General features: G+C 43.7%; 14 protein-coding genes and 5 tRNA genes. 7 read left to right on the forward strand and 12 right to left on the reverse strand.

Annotated elements, in window-relative coordinates; translation table 11 throughout:
* Nucleotides 1-27 precede the first annotated feature (27 nt).
* Complete coding sequence (locus LR957_RS02550; protein WP_129744100.1) at nt 28-399, forward strand: response regulator transcription factor; 372 nt, start codon at nt 28-30, stop codon at nt 397-399.
* On the opposite strand, the gene LR957_RS02555 is transcribed toward LR957_RS02550, so the two are convergent.
* A complete protein-coding gene (locus LR957_RS02555; protein WP_232272790.1) occupies nt 396-1208 on the reverse strand; it encodes a bifunctional 5,10-methylenetetrahydrofolate dehydrogenase/5,10-methenyltetrahydrofolate cyclohydrolase in 813 nt (270 codons plus the stop codon). The genes LR957_RS02550 and LR957_RS02555 overlap by 4 nt on opposite strands.
* Before the next feature lie 76 nt (nt 1209-1284).
* Between LR957_RS02555 and LR957_RS02560 the strand changes: the two genes are divergently transcribed.
* Both LR957_RS02560 and LR957_RS02565 read left to right on the forward strand, forming a co-directional pair.
* Nucleotides 1285-1362: transfer RNA gene (locus LR957_RS02560), tRNA-His, on the forward strand.
* Nucleotides 1363-1447: 85 nt separating this feature from the next.
* A tRNA-Lys gene (locus LR957_RS02565) sits at nt 1448-1524 on the forward strand.
* A gap of 35 nt (nt 1525-1559) precedes the next feature.
* Here the strand turns inward: LR957_RS02565 and LR957_RS02570 are convergent.
* The gene (locus LR957_RS02570; RefSeq protein ID WP_232272791.1) at nt 1560-1967 is read right to left on the reverse strand and encodes a hypothetical protein; all 408 of its coding nucleotides are present in this window, start codon (nt 1965-1967) and stop codon (nt 1560-1562) included.
* A gap of 24 nt (nt 1968-1991) precedes the next feature.
* Nucleotides 1992-2068: transfer RNA gene (locus LR957_RS02575), tRNA-Arg, on the reverse strand.
* A 43-nt stretch (nt 2069-2111) separates the two neighbouring features.
* On the opposite strand from LR957_RS02575, the gene LR957_RS02580 reads away from it, so the two are divergent.
* Together LR957_RS02580 and LR957_RS02585 are read left to right on the forward strand one after the other, a co-directional pair.
* Nucleotides 2112-2186 (forward strand) — tRNA-Gly (locus tag LR957_RS02580).
* Nucleotides 2187-2218: 32 nt separating this feature from the next.
* Nucleotides 2219-4000 (forward strand): glycogen/starch/alpha-glucan phosphorylase, encoded by a 1782-nt coding sequence (locus tag LR957_RS02585; protein ID WP_232272792.1) that lies wholly within the window; start codon nt 2219-2221, stop codon nt 3998-4000.
* A 13-nt stretch (nt 4001-4013) separates the two neighbouring features.
* Here LR957_RS02585 and LR957_RS02590 read toward each other — a convergent pair whose 3' ends face one another.
* Entirely contained in the window at nt 4014-5534 is a 1521-nt protein-coding gene (locus LR957_RS02590; protein WP_445082936.1) for a helix-turn-helix domain-containing protein, read from the reverse strand.
* A gap of 69 nt (nt 5535-5603) precedes the next feature.
* Between LR957_RS02590 and LR957_RS02595 the strand changes: the two genes are divergently transcribed.
* Nucleotides 5604-6872, forward strand: a complete 1269-nt coding sequence (locus LR957_RS02595) for a serine hydroxymethyltransferase (protein ID WP_232272794.1) — start codon at nt 5604-5606, stop codon at nt 6870-6872.
* Between the two features lie 65 nt (nt 6873-6937).
* On the opposite strand, the gene LR957_RS02600 is transcribed toward LR957_RS02595, so the two are convergent.
* The 6 genes from LR957_RS02600 to murB form a co-directional block, all read right to left on the reverse strand.
* On the reverse strand, nt 6938-7369 hold the full coding sequence (locus LR957_RS02600) for a prepilin-type N-terminal cleavage/methylation domain-containing protein (protein WP_232272795.1): 432 nt from the start codon (nt 7367-7369) through the stop codon (nt 6938-6940).
* A 78-nt stretch (nt 7370-7447) separates the two neighbouring features.
* Nucleotides 7448-9202, reverse strand: coding sequence for an RCC1 domain-containing protein (locus LR957_RS02605; RefSeq protein WP_232272796.1), 1755 nt, complete (start codon nt 9200-9202; stop codon nt 7448-7450).
* Nucleotides 9199-10044 (reverse strand): type II secretion system protein, encoded by an 846-nt coding sequence (locus LR957_RS02610; protein ID WP_232272797.1) that lies wholly within the window; start codon nt 10042-10044, stop codon nt 9199-9201. The genes LR957_RS02605 and LR957_RS02610 overlap by 4 nt, the downstream gene beginning before the upstream one ends.
* Nucleotides 10031-10480 carry a type IV pilus modification PilV family protein gene (locus LR957_RS02615; protein WP_232272798.1) on the reverse strand — a complete coding sequence of 150 codons (450 nt, stop codon included), beginning with the start codon at nt 10478-10480 and terminating at the stop codon, nt 10031-10033. Before LR957_RS02615 ends, LR957_RS02610 begins: the two co-directional genes overlap by 14 nt.
* Nucleotides 10468-10953: a type IV pilin protein gene (locus LR957_RS02620; protein WP_232272799.1), complete on the reverse strand. Its 486-nt coding sequence runs from the start codon at nt 10951-10953 to the stop codon at nt 10468-10470. The genes LR957_RS02615 and LR957_RS02620 overlap by 13 nt, the downstream gene beginning before the upstream one ends.
* A 38-nt stretch (nt 10954-10991) precedes the next feature.
* Nucleotides 10992-12020, reverse strand: coding sequence for a UDP-N-acetylmuramate dehydrogenase (murB, locus tag LR957_RS02625; protein ID WP_232272800.1), 1029 nt, complete (start codon nt 12018-12020; stop codon nt 10992-10994).
* Between the two features lie 54 nt (nt 12021-12074).
* On the opposite strand from murB, the gene LR957_RS02630 reads away from it, so the two are divergent.
* Nucleotides 12075-12151 (forward strand) — tRNA-Arg (locus LR957_RS02630).
* A gap of 70 nt (nt 12152-12221) precedes the next feature.
* On the opposite strand, the gene LR957_RS02635 is transcribed toward LR957_RS02630, so the two are convergent.
* Complete coding sequence (locus tag LR957_RS02635; protein WP_232272801.1) at nt 12222-14672, reverse strand: AAA family ATPase; 2451 nt, start codon at nt 14670-14672, stop codon at nt 12222-12224.
* The gene (locus LR957_RS02640; protein WP_232272802.1) at nt 14663-15043 is read right to left on the reverse strand and encodes a hypothetical protein; all 381 of its coding nucleotides are present in this window, start codon (nt 15041-15043) and stop codon (nt 14663-14665) included. Before LR957_RS02640 ends, LR957_RS02635 begins: the two co-directional genes overlap by 10 nt.
* Nucleotides 15044-15050: the final 7 nt, after the last annotated feature.

Genomic DNA, 15050 nt, shown 5'->3' on the forward strand with positions numbered 1-15050 from the left:
GCATAATTTATGTGATATACTTAAAACATGATAAAAATTGCCATCATTGAAGATGATCCAACCATTAGCCAGATGTATCGCATGAAGTTTGAATCTGACGGGTTTGACGTCCGCTTGGCCGCCAATGGACAAATTGGCATAGAAGTAGTCGAAAAGTTTCAGCCAGATATTATTTTGTTAGACTTACAAATGCCGGAAATGGACGGAGCAGAGGCTTTGAAGCGGATTAGGTCTAAAGATTGGGGAAAAACCATTCCCGTTATCATCCTTACCAACCTCGGCGAGGAAGAAGCTCCACACGATTTGAAGAAATTAGGAATTCATAGCTATATCGTAAAGGCAAATCTCACGCCACGCCAAGTTGTCGAACAGGTCAAAGCTGCCATAAAAGCTGCCTAGTTTTTTGATTGATTCGCAATTTTTAGACAAGCCGTAATCACATTATCAAACAACGCAGAGACTGTTAACGGACCAACTCCGCCCTTTTTTGGTGTAATAATTACATCATTGCGCTGACGCACTTCTTCAGACGCATCACCAATAATTTTTCCATTTTCCGAAGCAGTTCCCGCATCAATAACAACTGCTTTAGGTTTAATCATTCGGCTTTTAATCAGCCCCGGGACTCCAGTTGCCGACACGATAATATCGTAATTTATCAATTGAGATAAATCGTCACCTTTTTCAAAAACCGTCACATCAACACCAGACTTCAGCCACATTTTCTCAAGAGGCGCACCGACCAAACGACCTCGCCCGACAATTGCAACTTTTTTATTTTTCAAATCAACACCATATCCAGCCAGTAGCCAACTAATAGCCGTTGGTGTAGCCGCCTGAAAAATCGCCCTCTTGCGCAAACCATCAACGTCTTTATCTTCTCGAATACTCTCGAGTAATTCATCAGTCTGATCAGAATTACTAATCGGCAATTGCAGAATTATTCCTTGAACGTCGTCTCGATTGTTCAATTCTTGAATCACCTCCAAAGCACCGCCCGCAGGGACTCGATGAATCTCCACGTCAATCAAAATATCGGCGCCATACCTCTGTTTCAAACGCATGTACATTTCAATAACCGGATTTTCGACATCAGTAACAATTGCCAAACGAGGATTAATATGCCAAGCCTGTCTTAAAGCTCGCACCTGTTTCGCCTGACGCTCCTTAATAAATCCAGCTAGTTCTGAGCCATTTAGTTCTCTCATTGTCATTAAGTATAGCAATTTTACCATCTTGAGTACAGATATAGTATGTGCTATAATTTGAGAAGCTTGGTTTATGGCGGATGTAGCTCAGTTTGGTTAGAGCGCTGGATTGTGGCTCCGGAGGCCGTGGGTTCGAACCCCATCATTCGCCCCAAGTTTTACGACAATTTATTCACACCGATAAATTATTTTCAATAAAACGGTAGACATTTTTATTAATTGTTGTATAATGAAATCGTGGGCCAGTAGCTCAGCTGGTTAGAGCACCTGCCTCTTAAGCAGGGTGTCGAGGGTTCGAGCCCCTCCTGGCCCTCCAAAAAATAACCTCACATTGAAGTGGGGATTTTTTATTTATCCAAACGGATTATATCCGCGAGAAGGCGGTTCACGAAAAGTAATTCGATTAGCGTTAAACGACTGGCGAGAATTGTTCACGCCTGACGAAGCATTATTATTCTGCAAACTATTAACTCGTCGATTCCCACCAGATAAACCAATGTCATCAGAATTATTAACACTCCTCGACCGAGACACTACACTTATTTCCGCACCAAACGGCCTTCGATTGCCGGAATTATTAGCAGATATCGAGGATTCATAACCCTTAATATATCGACGCTCTGAATTCAAACTACGATTAACAATCGGCGCTCTGCCCGTAACTCCATATGCACTAAAACCATCAACTGACCTCCTCGAAGGACCAGATAATCTCATTATCATTTCCCGCGTCATTTGCGGCTTTTTGTTCGCATCCATATATTCCCCATTAGTTATATGAAGTGGCGCCCCGAGTAGGATTCGAACCTACGACCTTGAGCTTAGAAGTCTCCTGCTCTATCCAGCTGAGCTATCAGGGCGTATTCACATTATAACATCTTTCTGCTACAATAGTAAAAGCTTGCGGGTGTAGTACAGCGGTTAGTATGCAAGTTTTCCAAACTTGAGATGGGAGTTCGATTCTCCCCACCCGCACCAAGTTAGACAATTTCAATCCATAAAGGGCATCGATGGATCCATATATTTATACAGAAAAGCCAAAATACCAACCGCACGATATTGAAGATGCGTCCGATTTTTATGATGTAATTGAACGAAGTAGCTTGACGCACCAATTGTCTGAAAACCGACCATACGTCTACTGGACAATGGAAATTTATGATAAGTCCAATGGCATTAAGGGTGGCGGCGGACTTGGAGTTTTAGCGGCGGACACGCGACGTGTAGCTGAAAAATTGGAAGTTCCATTCGTAGTAGTGACGCCGTTTTATCGTAGCGAATCACACCAAAAAATTACCGACCTCGCACAAGAAGAGTTTTCGGAATCCGTTTCACCTCAAGATTACGGATTTGAATATATTGACGAAGTTTTCGTAAGTTCAAACGGATTCCCAGACGCAAGCTTAAGCATTTTCAAGAAGACGCTCGGTTCAACACAATTTGTTACAATTTCAGAACCGAACTTTGGACAATTGTACGAAGGTGACGGATCCGGCGACCATAGATTATACCAAGAAGTAGCGCTGGGATTTGGCGGCTATAAAGCATTAAAACTCCTCGGTATTAAGCCAGCTGTTATTCAACTTAATGAGACCGCAACGATTTTTGCTGCATTGGCACGACTAGACGAGCTGTGTGCTAACGGAATGAATTTATATGAAGCCATCGTTTATGTTCGTAAACACACACTTTACACAAACCACACGCTTCTTCAGGCTGCCGAACCGGAATTTCATCGTTCGCAATTTGAAAAATTAGTTCTGCCAAATATAAAAAGTAATGCTGTGCGTTGCTGGCTAATGGAACAATTCCGTAATGACAGACTGAGGCCGAATCTTTTGGCAATTGAACTTACTGAAGCGAAGAATGGTGTAAGTAAATTACATGCCCGCGTAGCAAATTTCCGCGACCGTAACAACGACAAAGTTAAATTTCAAGCCATTACTAATGGAATAGATCTTGAAACGTGGGTGCTGCCTGAAACGCTGCAAACATATCGCAATCATGGCATTATCGATAAATTTGGGCTGCCCACAAATGATTTTTCTGAAAAATTAGACTCGCTGAGTAGCGCGGATTTGAGATATTTGAAAAAACTCGGTCGAAAGGAATTGAATCGAGTCCTATTGAGTCGCCAAGACCAGTACGGAAAATCCATACAAATCCCAGAAAATGCAATATTATTCGACTTCAAGCGAAGATTCGCCAATTACAAACGACCTTATATGCCATTTGAAAACCCAGATTCATTGCGCCAAATTCTCATTAGCCACAACGCGCATTATATTCTGACAGGAAAAGTTCACCAAGGCGACGTGACGATGTATCAGAAATTGCTCGAAGTATTAAAATTGATTGATAACGATCCAGTCCTCAAGGAGCGTGTTCATTACATACAAGATTACGACGAAGAGTTGGGACGAGCGTTAGCGATCGGCTCGGATGTCTCGATAAATATTCCTATCATTGGATTAGAAGCGTGCGGCACTTCGTGGGAAAAAGACGTCGCTAATTTGAAACTCCTCATCTCTACTAGCGACGGCGGTGTTGCCGACATTCAGCCAATCGCCTGCCTGGAGGTTACCGGAAAAAACTATGAGGCCGAGGTTTCGTCTCTATACGTCAATATGCATAAAGCGGCCACTATTTTGAAAAATGACCAATTGTTAGAAAAACACATCCGCCACCAATTAAGCAACTATTTGCCAATTATTTCTGGCGCCCGAATGATGAAAGACTATCTAAAATTTATCTTTCCAAAACCACAAATTCAGCCAAAGAAAAAACCGTAAATCAAGCGAGTTCCTATTCAATAACAACTTCTATTTCTGCACCCAAAGAATTCAAACGTGCGGCTAATTCTTCATATCCGCGATTAATCGAATATACATCGCGCAGAATCGATACACCCGGAGCAGCAAGCATTGCCAAAAGTATCACAACGGATGGACGAAGCGCTGGCGGAGCAACAACGTCGGCTGGCTTCCATTTTGTTGGACCAGTGATATAAACACGGTGTGGATCAACCAACTCAATTTGCGCATTCAGCTTGCTTAGCTCTGTAAAGTAAATTGCTCGATTTTCGTAGCTCCAGTCGTGGACCAACGTGCGGCCCTCCGCCACCGTCGCGATAAGTCCCAAGAACGGCAAATTGTCCATATTAATTCCAGGAAACGGCAAGGCGTGAAGTTTATCCTTTGCCGCCTGGAGTTTGGAACGCTGTAATTTAATATCAACCAAACGAGTTTGCCCATTATTAGCAAAATATTCCTTGCTGAGTTCAAATTTAAGGCCCATTTCCGCCAATGTCGCTAATTCAATCTCCAAGAATTCAATCGGCGCACGACGAACAGTAATTTCCGAATCCGTCACGACAGCCGCCGCAATAAAACTCATCGCTTCAATCGGATCTTCGCTCGGATAATAGTCCAGATTTTTACTAATGCGTCTACGACCCGTGATTTTCAAGGTCGTCGTACCAATTCCCTCAATTTTCACACCCAATTTTTTCAAGAAGAAACAGACGTCTTGAACCATATAGTTTGGGCTAGCATTACGGATGATAGTAGTGTTAGGCGACAACGCCGCAGCCATAATGATATTTTCCGTCACTGTATCGCCACGCTCCGTTAGCAAGATCGTTCGATCGCCAGAATTGACATCCGTTTTCGCGTGATAATAATCAGTCTCCGCCGTGACGTTCATTCCAAAATGCCTCAAACCACTAAGGTGCGGCTCGACCGTGCGTTTGCCTAAATTACAGCCACCAGCAAACGGCAACTTAAAATCGTCGTATTGATGAAGTAGCGGACCGAGAAACATGATTACGGTTCTAGTTCTCTTCGCCGCAGCAATATCCATATCTTCAAGCTTCAAGCGCGCTGGCGGCACAATCTCAAGATCACTGCCATCCAACCAGCGAGTTTTAACACCAATCGAGTTCAGAACCTCGATAATTCGGTTGACCTCCTCAATTCGCGCCACTTTCCTAAGCGTCGTTTTCCCCTTATTCAACAAACTCGCACAGAGAAGACCTACTGCGGCGTTTTTACTAGTCTTAACTTGTATCTCACCAGACAGTTTTTTACCGCCAGTTACTTTAAAATTCATTTTTCCTGAATGATTTACAGTCACGATATTATTATTTAACACCTCGCTAATTCGAGCGATCATATCAATACTAATATTCTGACCCCCGTTTTCAATGCGATTAATAGCGCTCTGAGACGTGCCAATCGCCTCAGCTAATTGCGTCTGTGTCAAACCTTGTTTTTGGCGATTTTCAGCGATTAAATTGCCGATTTTTTGAAGATACTTGTCTTTTATCATGCGTAAATTATATCACTAATGATATATATAAGCAATGATATAATAAGTATTAACGGAGGTTTAGTCATGAAAGACAAGCAAATTGAAGAACTTATAAAAGCAGAAAAAAAGCGTCAAACGGACGGCCTGGAGCTAATTCCTAGTGAGAATTACGTTTCGTCAGATGTGCTTCAGGCGCTCGGTAGCGTTTTTACTAATAAGTATTCAGAAGGCTACCCTGGTCGACGTTATTACGGCGGACAAGAAAACACTGATCAAGTCGAACAGCTGGCAATTGACCGCGCTAAGAAACTTTTCAAAGCAGATCACGCTAACGTCCAGCCGCATTCTGGCGCGCAGGCCAATGAGGCGGTTTATTACGCTTGGTGCGAGCCTGGCGACACCATTCTGGCTATGGATTTGGCGCATGGCGGACATCTGACTCATGGCGCTCCAGTTACCCGTAGCGCCAGAGAGTACAACTTCATTCGCTACGGTATAAAAAATATCGACACTGGCGAAATTGACTATGAAGAAATTCGTCAATTGGCCTTAAAACACAAACCAAAGATCATTTTGGCGGGATTTTCGGCATATCCACGAGAGTTAGATTATGAAAAATTTGCCGAAATTGGCAATGAGGTCGGCGCTATGCTAATGGCGGATATGAGCCACATCGCAGGGCTAATCGTTAGTGGCGTTGCCAAAAATCCGTTCGACTATGGCTTTCATGTAATTACCACAACAACTCATAAAACTCTACGTGGACCACGAGGCGGGCTGATTCTTAGTCGAGGCGTAGTTGGTAATCCATTGAAAAAGCCAGAAAAAACACTCGAAAACCTACCCACGTTAATTGACCGAGCAGTATTCCCTGGCACACAAGGCGGACCGCACATGCACACCATCGCTGCAAAAGCCGTAGCGTTCGGTGAAGCTTTACAGCCAGAATTCAAAGATTACGCCGAGCAAATTGTCAAAAATGCAAAAAGATTGGCGGAGGAGTTGCAAAAGCGCGGCTTTAAGCTAGTAACTGGCGGCACCAGTAATCACCTAATCCTGGCAGACATTCGCAGCAGTTTTGGTATTGACGGCAAAGAGGCAGAAATCGCTATGGACAAAATTGGTCTGACACTGAATGCCAATGCAATTCCAGATGATCCACTGCCAAGATTTAGGCCAAGCGGCATTCGCTTAGGTACTCCAGCCGTCACGACGCGAGGCGCCAAAGAAGACGACATGAAAAAAATCGCGGAATGGATGAGACGGTCAATAGATAATCGCGATAATGACGATGAGTTGGCTGAACTACGCAAAGAAGTTATGGAATTCTGCCATATTCTACGCGATATTTAATGTAAACCTGCGCATAAAAAACTCCGACATAACGCCGGAGTTTTTTTATTTACATACTTAGCCGATTAACAGCCTGTACCAATTGTTCGCTCTTCTACAGTGTCCTTTGAGAAGTTGTAGTACTTAACTTTAGCACCCTTATTGCCTGTACATGGCGCATACTCAACAGTATTAGCTTCTGTAGGAGCAGTACCGGCAGCGAGAGAACCTCCAGTAGGAGCCTTAACTGTATTTGCATCTAGGTAGTATGGTTCGCCAGAATCAGCAGTATTTGTTAAGACTGACAAGTTGGTTGGATAGCTACTCTTTGCTGTGTTGTATAGCTCAGCTTTCTTAGCAACAGCGTCAGCAGCAGATTTAGCAGCAGATGTCTTTGCTTGGTTTTGCAAACCGTTGTATGCAACCAAAGAAACAACTGTCAAAATTGCAATGATCACGATAACGATCAAAAGCTCAACTAATGTAAAACCTTGATTTTTGATATTCTTTGTAGTCACGATAATGTGCCCCCTAAATTGTTAGTTTGATTTGTAACTTGATAATACTACAACGCTTTTAAAAGCGCAAGCGTTTTTTTAATATATATATCGATTTTGTACCGGACGAAGGAATAAAGACTCTGTTGGACTAAACCTATTATTCTCACTACCTGAAGTTCCGTCACCAATCTGCCCATTATCATTCAATCCCCAACAGTAGGAGCGCTTATTCGACATAATTGCACAGCCGCGGTTTGCCCCAGCAGACAAACTCACTACACGCTCAGAGGGAGGTAGTCCATCCGCACCAACGTGCACCAGTTTAGGCCCAAATGAATGTGAAGTGCTTTTTTCATTCGCCCCCAATTGTCCCATCTCATTACTCCCCCAACAATAGACTTTCTTGGTGCCGCCAACATTCATCAAGGCGCAAGAATGAGCAATACCAACTTCAACCTGCAGCGCCACTCCAGGTAAGCCATGGACTTCCTTCGGCTCAATATGCTTCTTAGGGTTACCGCTCCCTGGAGATCCAGATTGACCAAGCCCAGCACCGCCCCAGCAATATACTCTGCCTGCATTGGCGATAGCACAGGTGTGAGTTACATAATTAGGATCTTTTGTCCACCAATATCCATCCTGAGATATATCAATCACATCTTCCAGCCCCTTAACTCGAGTAGCTCGACTATACTTATCACCAGCTACTGGACCAACGCCCAGTTGCCCAAACCTAGCCTGCCCCCAACAGTAAGCCCTTTTTTCGGTAGTTATAACACACATAGTCCGTGAACGAGATCCGCCAGTCGACAACTTAGTAGCAGAATAATTATTAGGAATACCGTTATGTCCGCCCGAATTAATCATCGCTGGTGCTGAGCTATGGCCGGGACTACCTGGACTACCGTAACCCAACTGCCCCCAGTCATTTCCGCCCCAGCAGTACACCTTACCTGATGCAATAGCGCACGAAGTATCACCCGTCCCTCCAATTGCGCTAATTTTATCTCCAGAAAAATCCGAGATTGCAGCCGAGCCAACAACCTTAATCTCAATCGGTACTGGAGAATAGCTACCCCCAAAATCACTATTACCCAATTGTCCGGATCTATTATCGCCCCAACAATATATTCTCCTGCCAGTACTTGATTTAGTTAACACGCAACTATGATGCTGTGCTGTAAAAATATCGATAATTTCACCATTTTTCATATCGCCAATAGAGCGAACTTTTACTGGGATATTGGAGTTGTGAGTAGTTCCATCTCCTAATTGGCCCTTATCATTACTACCCCAGCACCACACATTATTTGATAAAATCGCACACGTACGATTAGTACCACTTACCGTACGTGTTGCATCAATGTCAGCTGGCCAAGTGACCGATTTTTTTACAACGGCAGTATAAGTTTTTAAGACTGTGCCACTACCATTTGTTATTTCAACGCGACCAATAGATGAAATTTGAGCGGTAGCAGCTGACAAGGCTGCACTTTTAGTTGACGCTTCCAAATCACCGACTTCAAAAGTTGTTCTTAGTTTACTATTCTCAAATACATATCTATTACCAGGGAAATCTACAGCTCCCTTGCAATTGGTTTCTGGACGAAGTGAACCAATTCCGCCAGGAACTGAGCCCCATGATTGCTCAGCTCCATTGATATCTAAACAAGCATTGGCGTAAGCCGTACCCGCCTCACCAGCCTCTTGGGCTAATTTATAATAGTACTCCTCCTGAGAGTAAATATACGATTGAGTCACGACCCTCATAGCACCAGCCAAAAGCGCCAATATAAAAGTGCTCATAAGGATAATCAACACCAAGGAATAGCCATTTTTTCGTTGAATCATAGGTTATTTATCTTTCGTATTGTTAAGGTTTGTGAATCAGAAACTTGCTTGCTAGGTGATTGAATTGTCAGGGTAATTTCTACATTATCCGCGCCATCAAGAGCTTTCTTATCGCTATCTGGAGCGTCACTATTTTTGCTTATCAGTGTTTTTCCATCATAGTAATTAATCTTAAACTCCGAAACTCCGGTCGCCAAAATCGAATCCTCACGAAGCTTCATTGCTCGATCTTTAAACTTATCAGCATCAAGACTGTTCATACAAAAATAGTTTACAGCAGCCCCTGAATATGGCGTTGGAGGATAACTGGAGAAATTAACTAAGTCATTATAAATAGTCCGTCGATGCAATTCTCCATTCTTCAAAAAGTATATGACTATTTTTTTATACTTCGGCTGCTGAGTCTTATTTGCATTACAGTCAAACTTCGGAGTTCTTAGATAAACAATCTCCCTAGAATCAGCACCTCTACCCATATTTGTAGCATATTGAAGCAATATAAGTGAGTTCTTCTCGGGGTCAGTAATGGCACCGCTTGAATACGGATTACTTCTATATCCCCACTCTCTAGGTGTTGCGCCGGGAAAATTTTTATCAGTGGCAAACGTATCCTCTCCGTCGTAACTACTCACCTTAAAGCGCGAAGCTTGACGCACGTCAGTTTCAATTGCATCCATGGAATTGTGCATTTTTCGGCTAATCTCAACTTTTGCCTTACTGATAGACGCACTTTGATTTGATGAAATTAACATCTGGCTAAATACGCCGACGACCATTGCAATGATAACCATCACCATTGCCAATTCGACTACGGTAAAGCCCCTCTCATTAGAACGCCACATATGTCGCATGTACCACCTTCTTTCCACTACCCACGCCAGAGCTTGGCAATCCATATTCTACAATAGACTCCACTTTAATCGGCATCCCCAGGCTAACTGTTCCACTCTTACATCCATATGGTGCTGAAGCATATATTTGTTGCCTAACTACTCCGGGTAGCCCATCGACATTACCAGTAGTTGTCGTAACTTCATACCTAGTATTTGACGACGTCGTGTTGCACTTAAACCAAGACGGAGCGGAATCATTCGCGTAACGACGCATATTATTATACGCCAGAAGACTTGCCTTGTTGTACTGGGCATTCATGACTGATATTTGGCTAACTTGTGACTGCATACTCAAAATAACAATCAAAAAAATACTAATTACAACCAACGTCACCGCTACCTCAACAATAGTAAATCCATCGCTTTTTCCCACTAGTCGCGCCATATACTATCCACCTTTTTTTCTATTCCCGTCAAACGCTCTCTATAAATAATACTGTATTTAGTGCAAGTTGCCGCTACTAAGTCAGATATAGGACCAGAAGCTGGCTTCGTACAATCTCCATCATCTATATTAGACGCCTCATATAATAGCTCACCATGATTTCCGCCAGCCCAGTCGCTCCGATTACATTTAACCATTTCTTTTTTCAATGAATCACCGCCCATAATAGATGTAAAATTTTTAATCAAGTCTCTGCACGATGGATATTCATGACCAATACGACTGACGCTATTGTATTTATAATATCGTTCCAACTTCAGCGATAACGTGGCAACATTGGCACGCTGACGTTCATCTCTGGTTTGATTTAAAAACCTATCACCACCAACCAAAGTAATTCCAGCCAAAATAGACACAACTACAACAATTATCATCATCTCCATTAGCGTATAGCCACCCATCCCACGATTCATATCAATATTGTAGCGCAAATCTACAAAAAAGCATATGCTTATTGTTGAGAAAGTTCTAGCGGCTCTTGCTCGATTTTTATACCGAACTTATCAAAGACAATTTGCACAATTTCCTCACGAATCGCTGCCAAGTCATCATATCCCGTTGCCGAATCATTCACAAGCACCAACGCGTTCTTCTCATAAACCCGCATGCCGTGACTGCGATAACCCCTTAAGCCAGCCTTATCTATCAGCCAACCTGTCGGGATTTTATATCTTCCGTCAGACATTGCATAATTTGGAATGTCGCTATATTCTTTTTGCAATTCTTCCAATTTCCACTTTTCAACCAATGCATTTTTGAAGAAAGAACCTGCACTTGGCAATTCCGCCGGGTCTGGCAATTTTTCCGAACGAATATTAAGAACCGCCACGCGAATCACCGACAAGTTAACTTCACGAATATCATTTTCATCAATATATTTCTGCAAAGAAGCGTAGTATGGCGGTTTCGGCTCTGCTTTATTTAGTCGCAAAGTAATATTCAGGATGCAATATCGCCCTTTTTCCTTGTCGCGAAAAATGCTATTTCGATAAGAAAAATCACATTCGTCAGCGGAAATAGTTACAATTGTGTCGGTTTTTGAATCGTAAGCTTCCAGACTAATCAACGTGTCAGCAATTTCTTGACCGTACGCCCCAACGTTCTGGACCGGCGCAGCTCCAGCCGTTCCAGGAATTCCCGACATAGCCTCAACTCCTTGAAGTCCAAGCTCAATAGCCTTCTCAACAACCTCGTCCCAGACTTCGCCCGCACCAATTTTTACATCAGTTGTTTCGTCTGTTTCAGAGATAACCTCAAAACCTTTGATCTTATTCAACAGTACGATTCCTTCAAAAACCTCGTCGTGCGTAATCACATTGCTGCCACCACCCAGCACAAAAATCGGCAAATTTTCCTTTCGAGCATTACGATATAGCGACACAACATCACTAGCAGAATCCGCCGTCGCCATATAACGAGTCTCACCTCCCAATTTCATAGTTGTGTATTGTTTCAGTGATATATTAGTCATGACATCCATGCATCTAGTATATCATTTTACTCGACCGTCATCTATGATATAATAATTTCATACGCACCCGTAGCTCAGCGGATTAGAGTACTTGGCTTCGAACCAAGGGGTCGCAAGTTCGAATCTTGCCGGGTGTACCAAAATGGCTCGTCATTATGACGGGTTTTTTATTTATGACTACACCATAAAAACACCAGTCGAGCGGCTGAGCTAACTATTCAATGGCGGATTCTGAATTCCCGACGACATTTGCGCAGATTGTGAACCTAAAATTTGGCGAATTTGATCAGCGGTGATAATTGTAGTCGAGCCAGGCGCGACAGTTCCCGCTAGCATTTGCTTAGCGACGGTATTCTCGACAGCTCGCTGGACGACGCGGCGCATCGGGCGAGCTCCCAATCTTGGATCATAGCCAGCCTCGACCAACAATTTCTTACCTTCCTCCTCGACCGCAACTTGAATTTTTTGCGGCGCCAAGGTCTTATTAACTCCCGCCAAAATCAAATCAACAACCTGCAACAACTCCTCTTTTCCTAGCGGACGGAACAAAACGATTTCATCAAAACGATTCAAGAATTCTGGGCGGAATAAATTAGCATTAATCAACTCGTTGATAAACGTCTGTTCGAACTGCTCCAATTGATAACCCCGCTCAATATATTCACGAATTCTATCCGCGCCAGCATTTGACGTCGCAATTACAATCGTATCGCGAAAACTAATTTCTCGGTTATTTTCATCGCGAAGTATTCCTTCGTCCAAAAGCTGCAGAAGCGTCGTCAAGACCTGTGGATGAGCCTTTTCAATTTCATCCAAAAGCACGACAGAGAACGGTCGCTTCTGAACTTGAGCAGTCAAACTCCCTGGATCTCGCGCGCCATCCGCAATTAACCTAGCCACGTCATCCGGCCTGACAAATTCGTTCAAATCCAAGCGAATCATATTGCCTTCACCGCCAAAATAAACATCCGCCAAAGCTTTCGAAAGCTCTGTTTTGCCAACACCAGTCGGACCAAGAAATAGGAATGCGCCAATCGGTCGATTCTGATTTCTAACACCTGTGCGCGCGCGGCGAATAGCGTCAGAAACAACTGTCACGGCTCGCGTTTGATTGATCATTCGCTGATGAATCAATGACTCTAAGTTTAACAATTTCTCCTTTTCGTCACTCAAAGATGCTACTGAAATTTTTATGCCAAGAGTCTTTTCAATCGCGTCATCCACAGATTGCGCGGTCACTAGCCCACCACTCGCGTAACTTGCCGCCGCTTCCAAAATTTTCAACGCCTTACCTGGCATTACTAAGTCCTGAACATAACGATCACCAACACGATATGCCTCCGCCAGCGCCTGATACATATATGTCACTTTGTGCTGCGCCTCAAATAAAACCAATTGATCGCGCATAATTTTCATAGTTTCAGGTTCATTTGACGGTTGGATCGCAATTGTATTCAAAGCATGAGCAAGCTGCGGCTTAGTCTGAGAAATTTGCAAAAATCGCTGATCGTCCATCGTTAAAATCGTCCTAAGTCTACCCGCCTCCAGAATTGGCAATAACACATTACTTAGGTCAACCGAACCAACACCTTCTTCGAAGAATAATTGCGCATTATCCAGACATAAAATCACGTTTTTCGACAGAAAAGCCTCGTTCAAAATCATCGTTACTAGATTTTCCAATTCCCCGCGACCCGACGCCACACTAATCAACGACGACGCGTCCAACATAAAAACCTGCTGATACATCAGCGAACCAGGAACGCCTCGATGTCCGTCAATCAGCATTTCCGCAAACGCCGACACGACAGTACTTTTTCCCGCACCATCAGCCCCAACCAGCGTAATATTCTGCCGCCCGCCAGAACTAAACGTTTTAAGCATCTGCCCCAGCGCCTCCTCGTGCGCAGCCAACTTAGTTGTAAACGCGCCGCCAGATACACTGACGCTAATATTCTGAGCAAATCGACTCAACAGTGGCGTATAGCCAAAAGACCAATCCCTAGCAATTCCGCCAGTATTTAGCGGCTTCTCTTTATATTGGTCAATCAGTGACTTTATTCGCTCGTACCACCGAATCGCCTCTTCGATGTCATGAAAATCGATCTTCATATTTGCCAGCAAAGAATCGTGCTGTGGCAATTGCTTTACTATCGCCGCCGCCAAAACCGCGCTAGTAATCTTCGGACTTTCCGTGCTCTGCCAAATTTCAATTGCCGCCTTCCAAATTTGCTCCGTTCGATCCGGATCGTCGACGGAAATATTGCGCAAGAAATTCGGCGTCAAACCCAGCCGCACTGCCAAAAATTGCCCAGCTCGCGTGCCTGTAATCGCCTCAGCAATATCAATCGGCGTCGGTCTGCGCGGCAATTTGCCCAAAACGTCCGCCGCCATCACATCGTCAATCGTCTTAGGATTTTTACTAATCTCCGCAGTCTTAAGATCTTTTTCCCACCAAATCGACACCATAATCATTGGACCACTCAGACCAAATAATAGCCAGCCAATCGCCCCGTGTTCAATCAATGACCACAAACCAAGTAGCACCATCATAATGCCAACAGCTATCGCCACGATATGCCAAGCATTGCCAAACCTTACAGAAAATCGCGCCTTCTGAGCCCGCAAACTGTCGTAATTAAATCTCGGCTCTATTTCCATACAGAAACTCCCAATTGCCATAAAATAATTCCGATAAACGGCATCAGCGGCAGCACCAGCCACATAATAATTCCTACAATCATCCACAAAAATCGTAGCAATATCATCAATATCCCAATAATTATCACCATAGAGCGCACCACCGCGCCAATTACCCGCGAGAACATCTTGTCAAAAAACGCAGATAGCTGCACAGATAAGTCGCCGCCAACCGGAGCGGCTGAAATCTGGCGAAACGGATTGAATAAGGTTTTCAAAAGTAGCCCAACTGAGAAAAAATCCGCGGTTCGTAAAACTCCCAGAAAACTTTGTCGGATATATTGCAACAAGCCATTGCCGTACCACCACTGAAAGATCCCCACCAAAAACATATTGATA

Origin of the sequence: Candidatus Nanosynbacter sp. HMT-352 (genome assembly GCF_021222645.1) — a bacterium.
Taxonomy (GTDB): domain Bacteria; phylum Patescibacteriota; class Saccharimonadia; order Saccharimonadales; family Saccharimonadaceae; genus Nanosynbacter.

Coding starts and splice junctions, on each gene's coding strand:
- LR957_RS02550 (WP_129744100.1), top strand. CDS start 28: ATGATAAAAATTGCCATCATTGAAGATGATCCAACCATTAGCCAGATG.
- LR957_RS02555 (WP_232272790.1), bottom strand. CDS start 1,208: ATGAGAGAACTAAATGGCTCAGAACTAGCTGGATTTATTAAGGAGCGT.
- LR957_RS02570 (WP_232272791.1), bottom strand. CDS start 1,967: ATGGATGCGAACAAAAAGCCGCAAATGACGCGGGAAATGATAATGAGA.
- LR957_RS02585 (WP_232272792.1), top strand. CDS start 2,219: ATGGATCCATATATTTATACAGAAAAGCCAAAATACCAACCGCACGAT.
- LR957_RS02595 (WP_232272794.1), top strand. CDS start 5,604: ATGAAAGACAAGCAAATTGAAGAACTTATAAAAGCAGAAAAAAAGCGT.
- LR957_RS02605 (WP_232272796.1), bottom strand. CDS start 9,202: ATGATTCAACGAAAAAATGGCTATTCCTTGGTGTTGATTATCCTTATG.
- LR957_RS02610 (WP_232272797.1), bottom strand. CDS start 10,044: ATGTGGCGTTCTAATGAGAGGGGCTTTACCGTAGTCGAATTGGCAATG.
- LR957_RS02615 (WP_232272798.1), bottom strand. CDS start 10,480: ATGGCGCGACTAGTGGGAAAAAGCGATGGATTTACTATTGTTGAGGTA.
- LR957_RS02620 (WP_232272799.1), bottom strand. CDS start 10,953: ATGAATCGTGGGATGGGTGGCTATACGCTAATGGAGATGATGATAATT.
- murB (WP_232272800.1), bottom strand. CDS start 12,020: ATGGATGTCATGACTAATATATCACTGAAACAATACACAACTATGAAA.
- LR957_RS02635 (WP_232272801.1), bottom strand. CDS start 14,672: ATGGAAATAGAGCCGAGATTTAATTACGACAGTTTGCGGGCTCAGAAG.
- LR957_RS02640 (WP_232272802.1), bottom strand. CDS start 15,043: ATGTTTTTGGTGGGGATCTTTCAGTGGTGGTACGGCAATGGCTTGTTG.